Genomic DNA, 20,085 nt, shown 5'->3' on the forward strand with positions numbered 1-20,085 from the left:
TGACCCTGTATCTCTGGACCCTTATGAGCAGCTGTCGGGCGGTACCCTGCAGATGGCACATATGTCCTTTGATCCACTGATTCGCTGGAATCAGGACTTGAGCTTTGAGCCTCGTCTGGCTGAGAAGTGGGAGCGTATTGATGACCTGACCATGCGCTTTACCCTGAGAAAGGGGGTTAAGTTCCATTCTGGCAACACATTGACAGCCAGGGACGTCAAGTGGACCTACGATCGTATGGTCGACAGTGCGGACTACAAAGCCATTTTCGCTCCTTTCGCCGAGCTGAAAGTGATCGACGACTACACCTTTGATCTGGTCACCAGGAAGCCTTATCCACTGGTTCTGAACTCTGCCACTTACATCTTCCCGATGGACAGCCAGTTCTATAGCGGTAAAGATGATAAAGGCCGTGATAAGGGGCTGATTGTCAAGCACGGTGATAGCTTCGCTTCCCGTCACATTTCCGGTACCGGACCTTACGTCGTCAGTGAGCGTCAGCAGGGCGTGAAGCTTGAATATGAGCGTTTTGATGGCTATTGGGACAAACAGTCTCCGGGTAACGTGGACAAGATTACACTGACGCCGATCAAGGAAAATGCGACACGTGTTGCTGCTCTGCTGTCCGGTGGTGTGGACTTTATCTATCCGGTACCACCTAATGATCATGAGCGTATCAAGCGTTCAGACGATGCTGAATTGATCACTCTGACCGGTTCCCGTCTGATCTCTTTCCAGCTGAACCAGGATCGTGTTGAAGCATTCAAGGATAAGCGAGTTCGTCAGGCCATCGTTTATGCTGTCAACAACGAAGGCATTGTTAAAAAGATTATGAAGGGCTTTGGCGAGGCTGCCGGTCAGCAGGGACCTGAAGGTTACGTTGGCTATGTTGATGAGCTGGCACCACGTTATGACCTGAAGAAAGCCAAACAATGATGAAAGAAGCAGGCTATGAAGATGGCTTCTCTGTCACCATGATGGCGCCAAATAACCGTTACATCAACGATGCCAAGATTGCCCAGACCGTGGCCAGCATGTTGGAGCGTATTAACATCAAGGTTGACCTGAAAACCATGCCCAAGGCGCAGTACTGGCCAGAATTTGATGAGCGTGCCGCTGACATCATGATGATCGGCTGGCACTCTGATACCGAAGATTCAGCCAACATGACTGAATATACGACTGCCTGCAAGGATGACACTACAGGCTGGGGTCAGTACAACAGTGGTAACTACTGCAACGAGTCCATCGATAAGCTGGTTAAAGCGGCAGGGACTGAAACAAACCTGGACAAGCGCGCCAAACTGCTGCAGGAAGTTGAGAAGGAGCTTTATCAGGAAGCGGCTTACGTTCCTCTGCACTGGGAGAACCTGGCCTGGGGTGCCCGTAAAGGTGTGAAAGCCGAAGAAGTGGTGAACATCATGAACTTCCCATACCTGGCTGACCTGGTCGTTAGTGAGAAGTAATCCCCACAGGGCCGGTTTATGCTGGCCCTTTTTTTATTTTTTCTGATCGATAATTTTCTCTGGTCAGTCTGTGTCGTCATCTGAGTAGAGCGGCATTTTCGCAACTATAAAACGCTGCAGGATTTTTTATGTTGTTATTTTTATTCAGGAGACTGATGCAGGGTCTGGTGGTGATGTTTGTCATCAGCCTGATCAGTTTTTCCATCCAGGATAATCTGGGTGATCCTCTCAGGGAGATGGTGGGCCAGTCCGTATCAGAAGCTGAAAGAGAGGTGCTGCGTGATGAGCTGGGCCTGAACGATCCATTCCTGGTGCAATATGGGCGCTTTATGTCCAAAGCCGTTCAGGGAGACCTGGGAACCTCTTACTTCTTTAAAGAGCCCGCCCTGGAAGTCATTATGGATAAGTTACCAGCGACGCTTGAGCTGGTATTCAGTGCTACCCTGCTGATTATTTTGATCTCCATTCCCGCAGGTGTTTACAGTGCTATTCGCCCGAACAGTTTTTTGTCCAGATTGATTCTCGGAGTCAGTATTCTGGGTATTTCTGTCCCTGTTTTCCTGACCGCTATATTCAGTATTTATCTGTTTTCCATTGAGCTGGGGTGGCTGCCTTCCTATGGACGGGGTGATTTAACCCACGTTTTTGGCAGTTGGGAAACTGGCTTCCTGACCAAAAGTGGCTGGCTACATCTGATTCTGCCGTCTATTTCTCTGGCCAGCATCATGCTGCCGCTCTTTATTCGTTTGATTCGTTCCGAGATGGTGGAAACCCTGCACAGCGAGTATGTGAAGTTTGCTAAGGCGAAAGGTCTGCAGAAAGCGCGTGTTTACTTCCTGCACGCTTTGAAGAACACCATGTTGCCTGTTATTACGGTAGGGGGGGTCCAGATTGGAACCATGGTCGCCTATACAATTCTGACGGAGACCGTCTTCCAGTGGCCCGGCATGGGCTTCATGTTTCTGGAAGCGGTAAACCGTGTCGATACACCCTTGATTGTTGCTTATCTGATCGTTGTTGGCGGCATCTTTGTGGTGGTGAATACCCTGGTCGATCTGATCTATGGCCTTATTAACCCAACTGTAAAACTGGCAGGAGGCAGCCAATGAGTGAGTTGCCCATGAATGAAGCAGAGGCACAAAAGGTGCCTTCTATCTGGCAGAAGATTCGTCAGTCCAATGTCTGGTACAGTTTTGTCAATGATCGTCTGGCCATGGTGGCTGCTTTTATATTGGCTGTTATGGTTGCCGCCGCCCTGCTGGCACCGGTTATCGCTCCGACGAATCCCTATGATCTTTCGACCATTGATATTATGGACTCCGAGATGGCGCCGTCCTGGAGTGAAGACGGCGATGAGCGATTCCTTCTGGGAACAGACTCTCAGGGCCGGGATATGCTGAGTACCATTCTGTATGGTGCCAGAATCTCCATTACCATCGGTTTCTTTGCAGTGATACTGCAGGCGCTGCTGGGCATTGTGATTGGCTTGACAGCCGGCTATGTCGGGGGGCGGGTTGACAACTTCCTGATGCGGATGGCGGATATTCAGTTGTCCTTCTCAACCATGATGGTGGCCATTGTCGTGTTGGCAGTTTTCCAGGCATCCTTTGGGTCAGAGTTATACAGCAAGCTGGCGATGTGGATGTTGATTCTGGTGATTGGTATTGCCGAATGGCCACAGTACGCACGTACGATACGTGCGTCGGTTCTGGCTGAGAAAAAGAAGGAGTATGTCGAGGCTGCCAGGGTCATGGGCTTTGGCTCCGGACGCATTATGTTCCGTCATATTCTGCCAAACTGCCTGTCTCCTATTCTGGTGATCTCAACCGTTCAGATTGCCAACGCCATTATCAGTGAAGCTGCCCTCTCTTTCCTGGGACTGGGGATGCCAGTGTCGGAGCCTTCATTGGGCTCACTGATCTCCAGCGGCTTTGAGTATATTTTTTCTGGCAGCTGGTGGATTACGGTCATCCCCGGTGTGATCCTGGTCACTCTGGTTCTGGTGATTAACCTGTTGGGTGACTGGCTGAGGGACGTGCTTAATCCCAAACTTTATAAAGGTTAAATCAAATTTTCTTCAGGAAAAAGGCCGTTTAGCGGCCTTTTTCCTTTTTTGAACTCATGGGGCAAAAACCCTTTTTCTGCTCAATTGCCAGATCAGAACGCCGACGAAAACGGCAGCCATTAAAGGGTTGAACCAGCTGGTGGTATCTGTGACCAGCGTTCTTGAAATATCAAATGCTAACAGGACACCCAGGGCGATTAAGCCGATTATCCATGTCAGTGCTTTATCTCTCCATTGAAAGGCGGCAGCAGCAAACCAGAAGGCCAGAACGGAACCAAGAATAATATAATCGGTATTGACGCTTCTGGGGTTGAACATAACGTGATAGCAGGCTGCAAAACTCAATAAATAGATCAGGCCATTCCTGGTGCCATGACGGACAATGGCATAAAAACAAACGGCCCAGGTGGTGGCAGCCAGAATGATTTTTATTATGTTCTGCAAGGCTTCGGGTACTGAGTAGTTGAAAAGCTGCATGGGAATGTTAAAGAAACTGGCCCAGTTAGGTGTTGTTACTCCACGGTCAACTGCAGACTCGGCCATCTCAAGAAAGTTGTTGTACTGTTCAAGTCCGTAATCGAGCCCGCCAAATATCAGAGGCAGTGCAAGAAATGCCAGCAGCATCAGTGGCACTCTTAGCCAGAAAGGTCTGAACAAAGTGGTCACCAGCAGGAAAAAGACAATAAAGGTGGGTTTCAGACTCATGATCAGGGCCAGAACCAGGGCTGCCGAATTCCAGCGCTTCTCTATGATCTGGCTGATCACCAGCATCATGGCCGCAATAAGGATCACATTCACCTGGCCATTTCGAAAACCTGAAAAAGCAATGGGAACGGCAATCAGGCTGAATAATCCAAATCGGTTAAAGAGTGTCTCCTGTGAGTATTCCTGAAAGTGTCTCAGCAGTCTCAGGCTGGCCCAGGCATAGAGACCCATGATAAATAAACGCCAGAGCAGGTCAGCGAGAAAAACAGGCAGTTTGGTGACAGGAACAAACAGTAGGGCAAAAGTAGGTGTATAAATGAATCCTCCCGGTCCCGAATAGAGCTTTACCCGGTCGATCCATCGGTCAGCGCCCAGCAGGTAGCTGTCCAGCACTGTGTGCTGACCCGGTTCCAGCGCGACTTTGGCAAAGATCAGGACCACGGCCAGCCCCCATAGAAACATTCCGAAAAGGGCAGCAGGATGATTTTTAAGGAGGGCTATGTCCTTCATCAGTACTCTTTCTTTTTTGAGTTATGACCAAAAATGGATAACTCCCAAACTGGCCGAAAGTCATCTGTTTTTTCCGAGGCTGATTACAACATACGATGAGAATGTCTTTTCTGCCAGTGGTCTGTATGAATTCCTGTCTGAAATTTCCTGTCCATTGGTGGATGCAGCGTATTTGAAAGGGGCTTGTTTTCCGCTGTTTTTTGACTCTGTTTGCATCCAGGGAAGGTCAGACACAGAAAATCATCGAAAGGATGCGCTCCATAGTGAGTCATGCCGGTCACGGCGTGGATTTGGTTGATCCTGAAGGGCTGACAACCGGGATTCGTTTGTAGTAGTACGATGCCTTGATGCTTGGCAGTTCTATCCGATATGGCCACCATCATGCTGATTTTTGTCGTTTTGAGATCATGAGTTTACAGATTGGAGTCGTGTAACACAGTTTGCTGAACGATTCGTTCAGCAACTGGCAAACGAATTAAATGGACATAAGCACCCTGACGATCAGGTTTCAGGTTCAAAAGCCAGGGACATTAGTAAAGCAAAACCGTAAACGGTGGGGAGAAAAAGCGACAGAGCCAGAATAATGTAATCCATGTTCATGGAAGGGTACCTGCTGTTATTCTTTTTATATCGAAAATCTCATATCCTGTTTTGCAGTTACTTTGTCGGGTAATGCAGGCTGGATGAGATCTCCTGAGCCGGATAGCCTTATATCAATCTACCAGTTTGCTGTAACGTTTGAAAAGTGGTGGCGATAAAATAGTGATGCTTATAAGACATGGAGTCCGTATGCGTTTAATTCTGTTACTGCTTTCCTTTTGGGTGTTGCCACTGGCCATGGCCCAGGATGTCGTTTCCCTTAAGTCCAAACTGATTCAGGGGGGCTTTTATGTAGGGCAGGTGAAGCCGGGAACTGAAGTCATCTATAAAGACAGGTCCGTCAGAGTGTCGGAACGGGGCCAATTTATCATTGGGTTTGGACGGGATGCCCGGCTTCTGCAAACACTACGGCTGGTCGCTCCGGGTGGTAAAAAAGAGCAACTGAAACTCAGGTTGTCAAAGCGAGACTATAAAATTCAGCGAATTAATGGTATTGCCCGCAAATACGTCAGCCCGGCGGAAAAAGTGTTGGGTCGAATATCCGATGAAAACCAGCAGGTTAAATCAGCCAGACAGTTTGATTCCGTCCAGAAAGATTTTTTTGCAGGCTTTACACGTCCGGCAGAAGGACCTGTCAGTGGTGTCTATGGCAGTCAGAGAGTGTTTAACGGTGAGCCGAGGCGACCGCATTTTGGACTCGATATTGCCGGTCCCGAGGGGGCTCCGGTCATGGCGCCAGCCAACGGTATTGTCCGGCTGGCCGAGTCCGATTTGTACTTTTCCGGTGGCACAATCGTTATCGACCATGGTTACGGCATCACTACCAGCTACCTGCACCTGAGCCAGTTAAAGGTGGTTGACGGGCAGAAGGTAAAGAGGGGAGATGTGATTGGTGCTATTGGTGCAACGGGCAGAGTGACAGGTGCTCACCTTGACTGGCGGGCAAACTGGTTCGATGTCCGGCTTGATCCTGCTCTGATGATGCTTCAGTAGGAGATGGGTCTGCATGCTCTGCATTTTCTGATACGGTTTCGCAATCACTACCAGTTACCGGTTACAGAGGCAGCCAGGAACATGGCTTACTCTGGCGTTTCGGATACGGCTACGGGTCGCCTGGATAGTTTGACCAATACCTGATGAAGATGTTCAAACTCTGTTATTACCCGTCTTCGCTTTGAGTGCTGCCTGCTTGATTAAGAATTTCAACAAATGCCTGTTTTTGTTCGCCCAGATGTTTTAACAGAGTTTTAAACATGAAAGTGCCAAAGCCGGGAATGCTGGCATCAGCTTTGGCCCCTCTGGCAATAAGTTTTTGAACCGCTTCTTTATCTTTTGCCAAAAGTGCGAAAAAAAGAAGTGTTTCTCTAGAAGAACAAACTGGCAGATTGACATCGGCAAAGGCAGCCATGCCAGCCGGAAGTAATTCCTTGAGCAACTCCAGAGAAAGAGGGTCGTCCGAAATTGCATCAAAAGCGGAATGCCCCGCATTAGTAAAAAGGTCAATTCTGGCTCCTGCCGAAAGGAGTATCCTGGCAAGTTCAGGCGCATTTTTCTTCAAAATTCCCTCACTGCAGGAGAGAGAATCAGAAGTTGCACAGAAAAGAGGTGTGCATCCATCCAGATCAACCGCATTAACATCTGCGTGTTTGGCTATCAGTTTTTTCAGTGCCCGCTCATGCCCTGATTGTGCAGCTGCGTGCATGACATTTCTGCCATTTCCATCTGTTTTATCGAAGGAGGCGCCATTATCGATTAGGGTGTCAAATAAATCAGGGTTTTCAGGGTCCTCGGCAGCCATGTGAAGAGCTGTATCACCACCTTCGTTCTGGAGATTCATATCTGCTTTGAGGTCCAGAATTATCTTTAATGTCTGAATATTGCTGTTACATACAGCATGGTGTAGAGGCGTCATCCCTTTTTTATCTTGCAGATTAATATTTGCCCCAGAGTTTAGCAGTGAACGGATCAATTCCGGGTTACCGTTTTTTGCGGCAATATGAATAGCTGCCATGCCCGCCTCTGAATGAAGAACGTTTGGGTCGACACCATCGGCGATCAGTTCGAGTGCTTGTTCTTCCCGGCCGACCTCGACGGCATGGGCAACGGGCGAGAAAGAGAGGTCTTGGTTAATAGGGGCAGGTGTGCGACAGGAAGGACATCTAATGTCCAATACAGGAGAAGATGAACGGCAATCACGCAGACACTTATTATGGAAGAAATGCCTGCCAGGTTTTTCGGAGTCGCGCATGTATGAAAGATTATTTTTATGCAGCATCGTAACAGTATGTGGGCCGAATAGACTTTTCAGGCATATTCCGCAGAGGGGATTATCATCTCCTTGGGCAGTCACATTGGAATTAGTTCCATCTGATGCAAGTCCGGCCTGAAGAGAAAGCATTTCATCCATTCGAGACGAATTAAAACAGTGAGGAGTTAAATTCATGAGTAGTACCTCTTTCAGGTTTTAAAGAATAAGTATCAAACATTTGCCATTCCCGTTAGCGGTAAGGTGTAATACTGCTTTCATTTTATTTTCCGTGAAAATTTCAAGTTTCTGAGTCAGGCAAAAACATGCCGTTCATAAGTACTTTGACCAATAGTGCTGGAATAAGTTCCCTTTCTAAGAGTCAGCTCAGTTTCGGGGCAGTGGGCAGAGTGACAGGTGCTCATGCTGGCGGGCGAACTGCTGCGATGTACAGTTTGATCCGGCTCTGAGGGTGCTCGAGTAAGCTTGGGTCTGCGAACTCTGCACCATGGCAGTATTGATTTTCAGATCGGCGGCTCCATAAAGCTATTATGATTGTCAGGAATTGGAGGGATTAGAATGTTGTTTGAAAAACATCAACTGCCCAGTGAGGAAAGCGCTTTGAAAGGGCGTGATCGGGCGATTAAAGTACCTGCAGAACACTTTGTAAATGGTCATGCTATTGTGCCCCCATTTCCCGGTGCAGTGGAGGTGATTTATGTCGGTATGGGCTGTTTCTGGGGGGCGGAAAGGCTGTTCTGGAAGCAGGAAGGTGTCTGGACGACGGCAGTAGGGTATGCGGGAGGTTATACCCCTAACCCGACTTATGAAGAAGTGTGCACCGGTGGCACAGGCCATGCGGAGGTGGTCATGATTGCTTTCGATCCGGGCGTTATCAGTCTGGACGCTTTGCTGAAACTGTTTTGGGAGTCTCATGATCCTACCCAGGGTATGCGGCAGGGCAATGATCGGGGCACTCAGTACCGCTCTGTGATTTATACCACTACCGATGAGCAGAGTGAGAAAGCTCGTGAATCCATGGCCCAATACCAGACAGCGTTGAATGAAAGGGGTAGAGGCAGTATTACTACAGAAATTGTTGATGCTCCGGCCTTTTACTATGCCGAGCCTTACCATCAGCAATATCTGGCCAAGAACCCTCAGGGATACTGTGGTATCGGGGGGACTGGAATCTGCATGCCTCCCTCGTTGCATGGATAAATTGAATTGCGTTTCCCTTGCGGTGATGAATAGTTACAAGGCAAAAGTTACAGGGCAAAAAAAACCGGACAGTCTCACAGAGGGGAGAACTGTCCGGACGCAACTGTATGAATGATTACTTCAAGGTGTTATTAACACCTGTGGTCGAATGATAGATGTGCTTTTGTGGCTTCGCCCTGAGTAGATGTCCTTTTGACGATTCGCTATACCGATGCTTGCTATCGGTTATTACTTGTTTGAAACAATGGCTCGAATCTTCAGCGCAATAGGGAGTTAGAAAGCACGATTGGTATTAAATCTGATTTCGACTCATTGCCCTTACCAGAAACCGGGTTGGGTTCAAATGTTCCAGAAGATCAGAAGCGACAGGTGAGCACTCTCCATTCATCTGTGCAGCCAATAATTCTCCCGACAGAGGTGCTGTAATCAATCCTCTGGAGCCATGACCGGCATTGATATACAGACCATTCAGGTATTCAGGAGGATGAGTGAATGGGTGCTTCATGTTTTTGCGCAGCATGGCAAACTCATTCAGAAAGTCTTCCTGATCAACAATCCCACCCACAGCAGGCATATAATCAGGCGTCGTGCAACGAAAGCTGGCTCTGCCTCCTGAAATGTTGGCCTGTTCTCCTCCCAATGCCCGGAAGAGTCCGGGCGCACATTTCTTTTGCATGGCCAGGTTTTTCTCATGATCTTCTTGTAACACCTCAGCCGAGTCACTGTGAAAGTCGAAAGTGGCTCCAATGGTATGACGACCATGGACGGCAGGAGCTGCATAGCCTTCGCCGCAGACGGTTGTTTTTAGCAGGGCACTGTCGTCAGTACAGCTTATCTCGGTGATTTGCCCTCTGATGTTCTTTAGTGGAATAAAGTTCAGGGCGGGCAATTGGCTGGACGCTCTGGCACAGGCAATGATGACATTACGGGACTTCATTATCCGGGAAGTGCCGTCAGCCTGAAGGGTTAAACTCCAGCCATCAGATCCATATTCAAGAGACTCTAGTCTCCTGTCAGAAAATAGTTTGATATTGTCGTGGTTCGCCAGAGTCTGGCAGAAAAGGGCAGGGTTTACCCATCCTGCACTCGGGAAGTAAAGGCCATCATGATCCAGCGGCAGGCCAGCGATCCCGGATAGCTCCTGGCTGGGGAGGGCCCTGAGAAAGTCAGTGGGAAAGAGTTGTGCCAGGTCTTGTTGACGTTTTCGAACTTTCTCATTGATAGCCAGCTGTACGACACCGGATTGTTGCCAGAGCTCCGGTTGGACACTGGTAAATGTGTTCAACAAATGAATGGAGTAGAGGTAGCCCTGGGTGATAAATCGACTGAGAGGCGTTTTACTGGCCGAGAGCTTGGCGTAAAGAATACCCTGAGGATTGCCGGATGCCTCCATGGCCAGAGCCTGATGTTGCTCGATCAGAGTGACCTGCCATCCTCTTTCAGCCAATGCTCTTGCTGTGCTGCAGCCAGCGAGTCCTCCGCCAACGACGATGGCACTCTGAACTGGTCCATCAGTATTACGCTGGTCGGGATTCGCAAACCATATCGGCCTGGTCTTCTGATCTTTGGCTGTTTGTTTCAGCCTGCCTTTGATCATATCCCGTTTGTGCCCGAAGCCCCCGCTTTTTTCGACACTGAAGCCCGCCTGACTGAGTCCGTCTTTGACGGCTCTGGCGGCCGTAAAGGTTGCGTAGGTGGTGCCTGCATGGCTTTTAGCTGCCATAACTGTGAACAGTTCTGGCTGCCACATCAGAGGGTTTTTCGCGGGGCTGAAGCCATCAAGAAACCAGGCATCAACCCGACCTTCCAGCTCAGGCAGTGTGTTTAGCACATCGCCGATGCAGAGTGTCAGTTTGACTCTTCCATCAGCAAAGCTGAAATGCTGATGCCCTTCTATGGCGGGCATGTAGCATTCAATCAGTGGTGTCGTGTACTTTTCCAGTTCTGGCCACAGGGAGAGTGCTTTCTGAAGATCTTTACGGGACAGGGGATACTTTTCGGTTGATACAAAATGAAGTCTTGCCGACTGAGGCGCTTCTTCATCGAAACAGGCCCAGGCACAGAGAAAGTTGAGGCCTGTCCCAAAACCGGTTTCTCCAAGCGTAAAACTTTTGTTCTGGTGCAAAGCGGCGAAGCGCTTTGGCAGATCATTGCCCTCAATAAATACGTGCCGGGTTTCCCTGAGGCCCGAAGCGGTAGAAAAATAAATGTCATCAAATGCAGTGGATGCAGGCTGACCGTTTTCTTTCCATTCCAGGTCTGCATGGGTGACAGGCAGGATTGCAGAATCAGATTTACGGCTCATTTGGCTTCCCTGATAATGTGGGAGAGGGTTTGCAGGCAGGTTTCCCGCTTCACTTTTTCAAACAGTTCACGGGCGTTGTCAGAGCTTTTACTCATTATGCTTAACCACTGCTTAAGCCTGCCATCCAGATAGCGTCTGGGATTGTTGATGAAATAAGGGTGCTCCTGCTCTGGATTATCAGGGGCAGAAACCACTTTTTCGGTAAACCTCTGGATCAGTGAAAGAGTGCGAGTCCAGCGTTCTTCAAGATCCTGGCTATGCTGGCTGGCGACAATGGCAGCAGGCAGATCAGGATCGCGAAGGATACCCCGGCCAATCATAATGTCCTGACAGCCGGATATTTCCCGACACCGTTGGGCATCCTCAACGTTAAAAATATCGCCATTGGCTACCAAGGGAATGGATAGGGCCTCTCGTAGTTGAACCAGCCCCTGCCAGTGAGCAGGAGGCTTATAACCCTGAAGTTTGGTTCTGGCATGAACCACCAGAGAGTTGGCACCGGCACTTTCTATGGCCAGGGCATTGTCCAGGGCAAGGTCACCATCCAGATAGCCCAGTCTCATTTTGGCAGTGACGGGCACCTCATCAGGAACCTCTTTACGAACTCTTGCGACAATCTCATGAATAAGCTCAGGTTCCTTCAGAAGAACTGCGCCACCCTTGTGGCGATTTACCGTTTTGGCAGGACAGCCGAAGTTGATGTCGACCCCCAGTGCGCCTAGTCGGGCAGCCTTGGCCGCGTTGTGGGCCATCATTTCCGGATTGTTGCCAAGAAACTGAATGTGTACAGGTGTTCCGCTTTGTGTACGACAGCCGTGCCTGAGTTCCGGACAGATCCGGTGAAACGTTTGTGTCGGCAGCCGGGTGTCGGTGATACGGATAAATTCTGTTACGCACAGATCAATGCCACCGGCCTCGGTCAGCAGCTCCCGTAGCAGATAGTCGACGACACCTTCCATGGGGGCCAGGGTTATAGTGCTCATGAATGATTAGGGTATAGCTCTCGGGCAAACGAGACAATCTAACAGAAATTTCTGCACCTACAAGTGCTATCTTCTGAAGGCGATCAATAATAACGTATGTCTTTTTATAAGACTCTGTTCCCTCCATTTCTGTCTGTTCTTTGCCCTAATCCTGACTTTTTCGATCACATGCAAGGATATTGTTTGACAGCAATAGTGTCAGCAGTTAAATACTTCAGTCATCTTTCTTTCAGGGTTGGAATATTCTCGATGGAATATAAAACACATGTCGTGCCAGCAAAAAAGAACATTGCACTGGTAGCTCACGATAAAAAGAAGGAAGAGCTGGTAGAATGGGCCCTGCGTCATCGTGATGAGCTGATCAATCATCAGTTATTTGCTACGGGCACAACCGGCAGTCTTCTGGAAAAGACGCTGTCTCTGCCCATCAGGAAGCTCATCAGTGGTCCGCTGGGAGGCGATCAGCAGATCGGTGCATTGATCTCCGAAAGTAAACTGGATCTGTTGGTGTTCTTCTGGGATCCTTTCGAGTCGCAACCCCATGATCCGGATGTGAAAGCGTTGCTGAGAATTGCAGCAGTCTGGAATATTCCAGTGGCCTGTAATCAGAACTCTGCTGAGTTTATGTTTTCTTCAAAAATGATGAGTCAGAGTCACGAAAGAAAGATTCCCGATTATGAGCATTATCTGAAGTCCAGACCCTTTTGATGAATAATACGGCTCGCCGGATAAGGTCAGTCGATTCATGTACAGAGCGCTCAATCATCTGTGTTGGAAGCATGCTTTGATCCTGTGAGCAATATTTCCAAGAGTATTTTTTTCCTGAGTGGGGGCAGTAGTTTGATCGAAATTTAGCTTAGCTTTAAGCCCTTTTCCGAAAAGTTGGTAAGAAATATGCCTGTTTTATGAACAGGTTTTATGAAAATTTATCAGATTTAGAGTGATGCTAAACAATAATTCGAAACAACAGCCAACAGAAAAATTGCCCGCAAAATATTACAGGCAATTTGATTACAATGTAACTCCGGGCAGCTGGAAGTCTTTACTAAGCTAGCCGAATCCAAGCTTTAATTGCCAATAGCTGATTCATAGTGACGACGTTTTTTATAGGTCACTTTCGGAGAGCAAGCCGACTTCTGCTCTTCAATGAAACTTTGACATTCAACAGGTTTTTGAGGCGTGGTTGTAAGTGAATAGTTTTGATGTCGGTACGGTTGATTCAAAGGCTGCCTGTCTGGCTCTTGCTGAAAATCAAGCTCACCATCACTGATATGATTGCAGTCGCCGGACGTTGACTCCTGAATATTGTCTTCCGATTCCTGCATATTTAAGCGCATTCTGTACGGATGACCATAGCCCCTTCTTCTACGAGGTTTATGTGATTTTGGCTCGGGCGGTTTTAAGCCGGTAAATTGCTCATAAACAGTGGCGTAAATATATTTGCTCATTACTGTCTCCAGAGGAGATTCGTCCCGGAAAGATTAATTTGTCTATTTATAACTTGATGATATTAAAACTCCACAAACCCATGTATAGGTAACAATACCTAAATAAAAAAGTCATTACCTAGGAACCGGGAACGGAGAGTTGGGTCGTTTTGCTAACGATGCATTAGTAACTTATGGACATGCTCGTGACCAATGTTGATATGGAATCATTACTATGGCGCGTCGATGTTAGGAGGGAAGAATAGCAGTCGGTGGTTTTTAGGGTTGTTTATTTAAATAATATTTTTGCATTTTGAAAAAATGTTAATAACTAATTAATTAAATGGGTTCAAATTAACGGCTATTTCCAAAAAATAACTGCTTTAAAGTTGATTTGATTATATGGCTCCAAAGCCTATATATGGATAAATTTTGAAAGAATCTTGTGTGGGTGATTTTGTTTTTCTTTGCATTCTGTTGTTATATTTTGGTTGATTTACTCTATGCAGGGTTGTGCTACCTTGTCAGTCATCAAGTTGTTTGCAGTCGTACAGTTGGTCGTGTAAGTCGTAAGTCGAGTAAATGGTTATCTTGGAGGTTAAAGTTTGATAGCTGTCCTGATAGGTATTGGACACGATAGTAGAAAGTAATTGGTTAATATATTTTGTAACTCAATGAGCGACAGTTTTTATCGAACAGAAGGGCAGTCATACTGCACTGCTTTGTAAGATGGTTGTCATTATACCGAGAGATCGTGAGTGGCTTCTGGTATTGCTCGACACAGGTATGCATTTCCTTTCTGTTTGGCCAGACTGATATTTTTTCTGTGAAGATGCGCTCTGTAAGTGTGACAGGATGTTCTTCACGGATATTCAAACACGAGGAGCTGCTATCAATGAGCAATCAAGCCAAAGACCTACCAGCAGGATGGGCAGGGTTTGCCCGGGGTGAATGGACCGAAAACGTCAATGTCCGGGATTTCATCCAGAAGAACTATACCCCTTATGAAGGGGGTGATGATTTCCTCGCCGACGCCACTGAAGCTACCAGGCGTCTCTGGGATGATGTCATGGAAGGGATCAAGGAAGAAAACCGTACACATGCGCCAATCGATTTCGATCATGATCTGCCTTCAACAATTACCTCGCACGAAGCCGGTTATATTCAGAAAGGTCTGGAGAAGATCGTTGGTCTGCAGACTGACAAGCCTCTTAAGAGGGGTATGATTGCCAATGGTGGTATCCGCATGGTGGAAACTTCCTGTGAAGTGTACGGGAAGGTTCTGGACCCCATGGTGAAAAAGATCTTCACTGAATACCGAAAAACCCACAATGCCGGTGTATTTGATGTGTACACGCCTTCTATTCGCAATTGTCGCAAGTCCGGTGTTATCACCGGCCTGCCAGATGCCTATGGTCGTGGACGAATTATAGGAGATTATCGTCGCATAGCTCTGTATGGTATTGATCGTCTGGTTGCAGACAAGAAAGTACAGCATGGAGAACTGGATTCCGTGCTGGAATCGGGAGAGAATCTTGAGCAAACCATTCAACTGCGTGAAGAAATTATGGAGCAGATCCGTGCCTTGATGCAGATAAAAGAGATGGCTGCCAGTTATGATTGCGATATCAGTCAACCAGCAGTAACGGCTCAGCAGGCAGTTCAGTGGACCTACTTCGGTTATCTTGCGGCGGTGAAATCCCAGAATGGTGCGGCCATGTCTCTGGGTCGCACAGCGACTTTCCTGGACGTTTATATCCAGCGTGACCTGGAGGCGGGCAGGATCACTGAAGTTGATGCCCAGGAATTGATCGACCACTTTGTTATGAAGCTTCGTATGGTTCGTTTCCTGCGTACGCCAGAGTACGATGAGCTTTTCTCCGGCGATCCAATCTGGGCGACAGAGTCTATTGGTGGTATGGGCCTTGATGGTCGCACACTGGTTACCAAAAACAGCTTCCGTTTCTTGCATACTCTTTACACCATGGGCCCATCACCCGAGCCTAACATCACGGTGCTCTGGTCCGAGGGCTTGCCTCAGGGCTTCAAGGAATTCTGTGCCAGGGTGTCCATTGATACCAGCTCCATTCAGTACGAGAATGATGACCTGATGCGTCCGGATATGGACAGTGATGATTACGCCATTGCCTGCTGTGTATCGCCAATGGTTGTAGGCAAGCAGATGCAGTTTTTTGGTGCTCGTGCCAACCTGGCCAAAACATTGCTGTACGCCATCAATGGTGGTGTGGATGAAAAACTGAAGGTTCAGATTGGTCCCAAGGTAGCTCCAATTACCGACGACGTTCTGGATTATGACGCTGTTTACGCCAGCATGGATCATCTGATGGATTGGCTGGCAACTCAGTACGTGACGGCTCTGAATGCCATACACTATATGCATGACAAGTATTCCTATGAAGCCTCTCAAATGGCTCTTCATGACCGTGATGTTGTGCGTACGATGGCCACAGGTATTGCCGGCTTGTCTGTTGCTGCCGACTCTCTGTCTGCGATCAAGTATGCCAGGGTCAGGCCTGTTCGTGATGAAGACGGTCTGGCGGTAGACTTCGAGATCGAAGGCGATTATCCCAAGTTTGGTAACAACGAAGAGCGTGTTGATACGATTGCCTGTGAGTTGGTAGAAACCTTCATGAAGAAGGTGGCTGCACACAAAACTTATCGTAATGCCATTCCAACCCAGTCAATCCTGACCATTACTTCCAATGTCGTGTATGGCAAGAAGACCGGTAATACGCCAGACGGTCGTCGTGCAGGCCAGCCCTTTGGCCCAGGTGCCAACCCAATGCATGGCCGTGACACAACTGGTGCGATAGCGTCTCTGAGTTCCGTCGCTAAACTGCCATTCTCTTATGCTAAAGACGGTATTTCTTACACCTTTTCAATAGTGCCAAAAGCACTGGGTAAAGATGAAGACGGTCGTCGTCGTAACCTGGTCGGTCTGATGGACGGTTATTTCCATCATGAAGTTGATCGGGAGGGAGGTCAGCACCTGAATGTGAACGTTCTGAATCGTGAAATGTTGGAGGATGCTGTGGTCAATCCAGACAAGTACCCTTCGCTAACGATTCGCGTGTCTGGCTATGCTGTTCGTTTCAACTCTCTGACTCCTGAGCAACAGAGAGATGTTATTGCCAGGACCTTTACATCAACCCTGTAAACTTTTTGGGTGCTGAGTGAAAGAGGTCGGCTCTGTGTCGGCCTTCTTTTTACGGCTTTTTATTCTTAAAATCCGTTATCCGGGATGACTTGCTGCAGGTCTGCATTTTCGCTATTTGTCATCTTTGAGATGAGGTCAGTTATGGCAATTGGGCGTGTTCACTCTATGGATTCATTTGGAACCGTAGATGGCCCGGGTATTCGTTATGTGGTCTTTATGCAGGGTTGTCTGATGCGATGCCGCTATTGCCACAACCGGGACACCTGGGATCTTCGTGAAGGCGGGGAGCTGAAAAGCCACCAAGAGGTATTTCGGGAAATCAAAAAAGTTAAAAGCTTTCTTTCAGGGGGCCTGACCGTCACCGGCGGTGAGCCTGTTTTACAGGCTGAATTTGTTGCTGACCTGTTTGAAGCGTGCCGTCAGGAAGGGATTCATACCTGTCTGGATACCAATGGCTTTGCCAAGCACATTAACGATGATGTTACTCGTCTGTTAAATAATACCGACCTGGTGTTGTTGGATATTAAGCACATGGATGAAGAGATGCATCATAAGCTGACCTATGTCACCGGCAGTCATACCCGGCACTTTGCTGAATATCTGGCAGAGATTAAAAAGCCTGTCTGGATTCGTTATGTCGTAGTCGATGGTTACACAGTCGACCCTCAGTACGCTGCTATGCTGGCTGAGTTTATCGAGCCCATGAAAAACATTGAGAAGGTTGAAATACTGCCTTATCACAGTCTTGGGGTCCATAAATGGAATTTGTTGAACGACACTTATGAATTGGAAAAGGTGATACCTCCTACTAAAGAGCAGCTTGATTTGATCCGGGATGAGTTTACTTCGAGGGGGATCGTGGCGGCCTACTAAACCTTTCCCGGCAAGCAATTGGATCGGGGTTGTAGAAGGAGCATAAGGTGGGGGTGGCCTTGCCCGAAAGGGGGAAGGCCATAGAAGTCTAGTTAAAGACTCTGTTTTCCTGTTCCTGAACGCGAATAAAGGTGGTTCGCTTGGTCAGTTCTTTCAGGGTGGCTGCGCCTACGTAAGTGCATGTTGAGCGAACGCCACCCAGGATGTCCTGGACTGTATTTTCAACGGGGCCACGGTAAGGCACCTTAACGGTTTTACCTTCAGAGGCGCGATAGTTGGCAACGCCGCCAGAGTGCTTGTCCATGGCAGTCTCGGAACTCATTCCGTAGAACAGTTTGAATTTCTCGCCATCTACTTCCACCTCTTCACCAGCGGACTCGTCGTGACCGGCAAACATGCCGCCAATCATGACAAAGTCAGCGCCACCGCCGAAGGCTTTGGAAACGTCGCCTGCACAGGCACAACCACCGTCGGAGATAATCTGACCACCAACACCGTGAGCGGCATCAGCGCATTCTATCGTTGCAGACAGTTGTGGGTAGCCCACGCCAGTTTTGACACGGGTGGTGCACACAGAGCCTGGTCCGATGCCTACCTTGACAATGTCTGCACCCTTGAGAATCAGCTCTTCGACCATTTCACCAGTGACTACGTTACCGGCAATGATGACCTTATCAGGGTGCTGGTTACGAACCTTGGAAACATATTGAACAAAGTGTTCGGAGTAGCCATTGGCAACATCAATACAGATAAAACGAAGATTGTCGTTCAGCGCCAGGATATCGTTGAGTTTGGTGAAGTCGGCATCGGATGTGCCACTGCTTACCATGATATGGTTTTCAATACCTGCGGGTGCATTGTCCAGAAATGCACCCCATTCTTCAATGGTGTAATGCTTGTGCACTGCAGTCAGCATCTTGTGTTCGGCCAGAGCGAGGGCAATGGAGAAAGTGCCCACTGTGTCCATATTGGCTGCAATGACAGGGACACCAGTCCATTCCCGGGTGGTGTGAACAAATTTGAAGGTGCGTTCCAGGCTTACCTGGGAGCGGCTCTTCAGGGTTGAACGCTTGGGTCTGAACAGAACATCTTTAAAACCCAGCTTGATATCAGCTTCAACACGCATAACTTTCCCGTTAGACCTTTTTACAGGTTAAAGACTAATTTACGGTTAAGGATTTAGTCTTCGACAGATTGATGACAAGGGAGAGTGTACAAGCGGCAGGATTTTGGAGGCTACCTATGAGGAGATACCGGTGACCCGGAAAGCGCGCGCACTTTCTACGCCTATACCGGTCGATTATACAAAAACAGGTACTCAGGTCAAAGGTTGAATTTGCGAAACGTTTTTTTTCGCTCATGGCTGGTTTACCGCCTGGACGGTCTCGCCCACGAGTGTCGGCAGAAGGGCTATGCCCTGCCTGAAATCAGGATCTGACTTATAAAATAGCAGACCTGAAAACAGAGTGTAGACAGGCATGAATTAATCAATCAGATCCTGAATCTTGGTTTTGATAAGGTCAATGGCAATTCTGTTCTTGCCACCGTGGGGAATGATCAGGTCAGCATGCTGGCGGGCAGGCTCAATGAATTGCAGGAACATCGGGCGAACCGTTTCCAGATATTGTCTGATGACCGAATCAACATCACGGCCCCGTTCGAGAATATCTCGCTTCAGTCGTCTTATCAGACAGATGTCCAGTGGCGTGTCCATGTAGAAACGAAGATCAAAGGTTTCACGGATATCCGGACGGGTAAACAACAGAATGCCTTCAATCAGAACCACCCGGGCAGGAGGGACTGTGCGGGTTTCCTTTTTACGGTTGTGCTCTGTGTAATCGTATAGCGGCACATCCACTGTCTGACCTTCTATTAGCAGCTTCATATGCTCCAGCATCAAGTCATGGTCCATGGACTCGGGATGGTCATAGTTCGTCTGAACCCTCTGCTTCATGGCCATGTGCGTCTGATCCTTGTAGTAAGAATCTTCGGAGATGACACAAACGTGCTGAGACCGTAGTTCTTCGACCAGAGTGCTGGCCAGCAGACTTTTACCGGAAGCAGAGGCACCGGCAACGCCGACCAGAATGGTTTTTTGTTTTAGCATTTATATTCCGTTATTTTTCTCTATCCACAGGTTGAGGGCGACCCTGTTCATCAATGGCTACGAAGGTAAAGACGCCTTCCGTCACCTTGATGCGTTGCTGATGAAAAGGCATATTCGTGATCCAGACCTCCAGCTTGATCCGCATAGAAGTGGTGCCAACGTGAATGACCTCAGCGTAACAACAGACTACATCACCGACATTGACCGGATGGTGAAATGACATAGATTCAACGGCTACAGTAGAAATTCGGCTGTGACTTCTCTGATTGGCAGCGATACCACCGGCAATATCCATTTGTGACATTAGCCAGCCACCGAAAATGTCGCCGTTAGGGTTGGTGTCTGCGGGCATGGCGAGGGTTCTGAGCATAAGCTCTCCCTGTGGCTCGGGCATTAGGGGTC

Annotated in this window: 15 protein-coding genes and 1 pseudogene; 8 read left to right on the forward strand and 8 right to left on the reverse strand. The window is 48.3% G+C overall.

The genetic code is table 11. The features are described from left to right. Positions 1-151 precede the first annotated feature (151 nt). The 3 genes and pseudogenes from ACOMG9_RS07440 to ACOMG9_RS07450 all read left to right on the forward strand — a co-directional run bounded on the left by ACOMG9_RS07440 (position 152) and on the right by ACOMG9_RS07450 (position 3,529). A pseudogene (locus tag ACOMG9_RS07440) lies at positions 152-1,464 on the forward strand (ABC transporter substrate-binding protein). Between the two features lie 128 nt (positions 1,465-1,592). Then, a complete protein-coding gene (locus ACOMG9_RS07445; protein WP_448216433.1) occupies positions 1,593-2,573 on the forward strand; it encodes an ABC transporter permease in 981 nt (326 codons plus the stop codon). After that, a complete protein-coding gene (locus tag ACOMG9_RS07450; RefSeq protein WP_422133057.1) occupies positions 2,570-3,529 on the forward strand; it encodes an ABC transporter permease in 960 nt (319 codons plus the stop codon). The genes ACOMG9_RS07445 and ACOMG9_RS07450 overlap by 4 nt, the downstream gene beginning before the upstream one ends. 54 nt (positions 3,530-3,583) lie before the next feature. Here the strand turns inward: ACOMG9_RS07450 and ACOMG9_RS07455 are convergent, their stop codons facing one another. Further along, positions 3,584-4,744 (reverse strand): glycosyltransferase family 87 protein, encoded by a 1,161-nt coding sequence (locus tag ACOMG9_RS07455; protein ID WP_494530008.1) that lies wholly within the window; start codon positions 4,742-4,744, stop codon positions 3,584-3,586. A gap of 789 nt (positions 4,745-5,533) precedes the next feature. Here ACOMG9_RS07455 and ACOMG9_RS07460 point away from each other — a divergent pair. Next, positions 5,534-6,337 carry a M23 family metallopeptidase gene (locus tag ACOMG9_RS07460; RefSeq protein ID WP_494530009.1) on the forward strand — a complete coding sequence of 268 codons (804 nt, stop codon included), beginning with the start codon at positions 5,534-5,536 and terminating at the stop codon, positions 6,335-6,337. A gap of 166 nt (positions 6,338-6,503) precedes the next feature. On the opposite strand, the gene ACOMG9_RS07465 is transcribed toward ACOMG9_RS07460, so the two are convergent. After that, positions 6,504-7,787 carry an ankyrin repeat domain-containing protein gene (locus tag ACOMG9_RS07465; protein WP_494530010.1) on the reverse strand — a complete coding sequence of 428 codons (1,284 nt, stop codon included), beginning with the start codon at positions 7,785-7,787 and terminating at the stop codon, positions 6,504-6,506. Between the two features lie 381 nt (positions 7,788-8,168). Here ACOMG9_RS07465 and msrA point away from each other — a divergent pair, with 381 nt between their 5' ends. Further along, a complete protein-coding gene (gene msrA / locus ACOMG9_RS07470; RefSeq protein WP_448216439.1) occupies positions 8,169-8,810 on the forward strand; it encodes a peptide-methionine (S)-S-oxide reductase MsrA in 642 nt (213 codons plus the stop codon). Positions 8,811-9,102: 292 nt separating this feature from the next. On the opposite strand, the gene mnmC is transcribed toward msrA, so the two are convergent. Both mnmC and ACOMG9_RS07480 read right to left on the reverse strand, forming a co-directional pair. Further along, the gene (gene mnmC, locus ACOMG9_RS07475) at positions 9,103-11,115 is read right to left on the reverse strand and encodes a bifunctional tRNA (5-methylaminomethyl-2-thiouridine)(34)-methyltransferase MnmC2/FAD-dependent 5-carboxymethylaminomethyl-2-thiouridine(34) oxidoreductase MnmC1 (RefSeq protein ID WP_448216440.1); all 2,013 of its coding nucleotides are present in this window, start codon (positions 11,113-11,115) and stop codon (positions 9,103-9,105) included. Next, positions 11,112-12,098, reverse strand: a complete 987-nt coding sequence (locus tag ACOMG9_RS07480; RefSeq protein WP_448216441.1) for a tRNA-dihydrouridine synthase — start codon at positions 12,096-12,098, stop codon at positions 11,112-11,114. The genes mnmC and ACOMG9_RS07480 overlap by 4 nt, the downstream gene beginning before the upstream one ends. Before the next feature lie 249 nt (positions 12,099-12,347). On the opposite strand from ACOMG9_RS07480, the gene ACOMG9_RS07485 reads away from it, so the two are divergent. After that, positions 12,348-12,806 carry a methylglyoxal synthase gene (locus tag ACOMG9_RS07485; protein WP_448216442.1) on the forward strand — a complete coding sequence of 153 codons (459 nt, stop codon included), beginning with the start codon at positions 12,348-12,350 and terminating at the stop codon, positions 12,804-12,806. 359 nt (positions 12,807-13,165) lie between these two features. On the opposite strand, the gene ACOMG9_RS07490 is transcribed toward ACOMG9_RS07485, so the two are convergent. Further along, positions 13,166-13,546 carry a hypothetical protein gene (locus ACOMG9_RS07490; protein WP_448216443.1) on the reverse strand — a complete coding sequence of 127 codons (381 nt, stop codon included), beginning with the start codon at positions 13,544-13,546 and terminating at the stop codon, positions 13,166-13,168. An 874-nt stretch (positions 13,547-14,420) separates the two neighbouring features. On the opposite strand from ACOMG9_RS07490, the gene pflB reads away from it, so the two are divergent. Both pflB and pflA read left to right on the forward strand, forming a co-directional pair. Continuing rightward, positions 14,421-16,703, forward strand: coding sequence for a formate C-acetyltransferase (gene pflB, locus ACOMG9_RS07495; RefSeq protein WP_448216444.1), 2,283 nt, complete (start codon positions 14,421-14,423; stop codon positions 16,701-16,703). Between the two features lie 141 nt (positions 16,704-16,844). Further along, positions 16,845-17,576: a pyruvate formate-lyase-activating protein gene (gene pflA, locus ACOMG9_RS07500; RefSeq protein WP_448216445.1), complete on the forward strand. Its 732-nt coding sequence runs from the start codon at positions 16,845-16,847 to the stop codon at positions 17,574-17,576. Between the two features lie 88 nt (positions 17,577-17,664). Here pflA and ACOMG9_RS07505 read toward each other — a convergent pair whose 3' ends face one another. From ACOMG9_RS07505 to yciA, 3 genes are all read right to left on the reverse strand, one after another. Further along, positions 17,665-18,702 (reverse strand): GMP reductase, encoded by a 1,038-nt coding sequence (locus ACOMG9_RS07505; protein WP_422133070.1) that lies wholly within the window; start codon positions 18,700-18,702, stop codon positions 17,665-17,667. Between the two features lie 357 nt (positions 18,703-19,059). Next, positions 19,060-19,683 carry a uridine kinase gene (gene udk, locus ACOMG9_RS07510; protein WP_494530011.1) on the reverse strand — a complete coding sequence of 208 codons (624 nt, stop codon included), beginning with the start codon at positions 19,681-19,683 and terminating at the stop codon, positions 19,060-19,062. A gap of 10 nt (positions 19,684-19,693) precedes the next feature. Next, complete coding sequence (yciA, locus tag ACOMG9_RS07515; protein ID WP_422133072.1) at positions 19,694-20,077, reverse strand: acyl-CoA thioester hydrolase YciA; 384 nt, start codon at positions 20,075-20,077, stop codon at positions 19,694-19,696. Between the last annotated feature and the right edge of the window lie 8 nt (positions 20,078-20,085).

The organism is Endozoicomonas sp. PH6C (assembly GCF_059322965.1).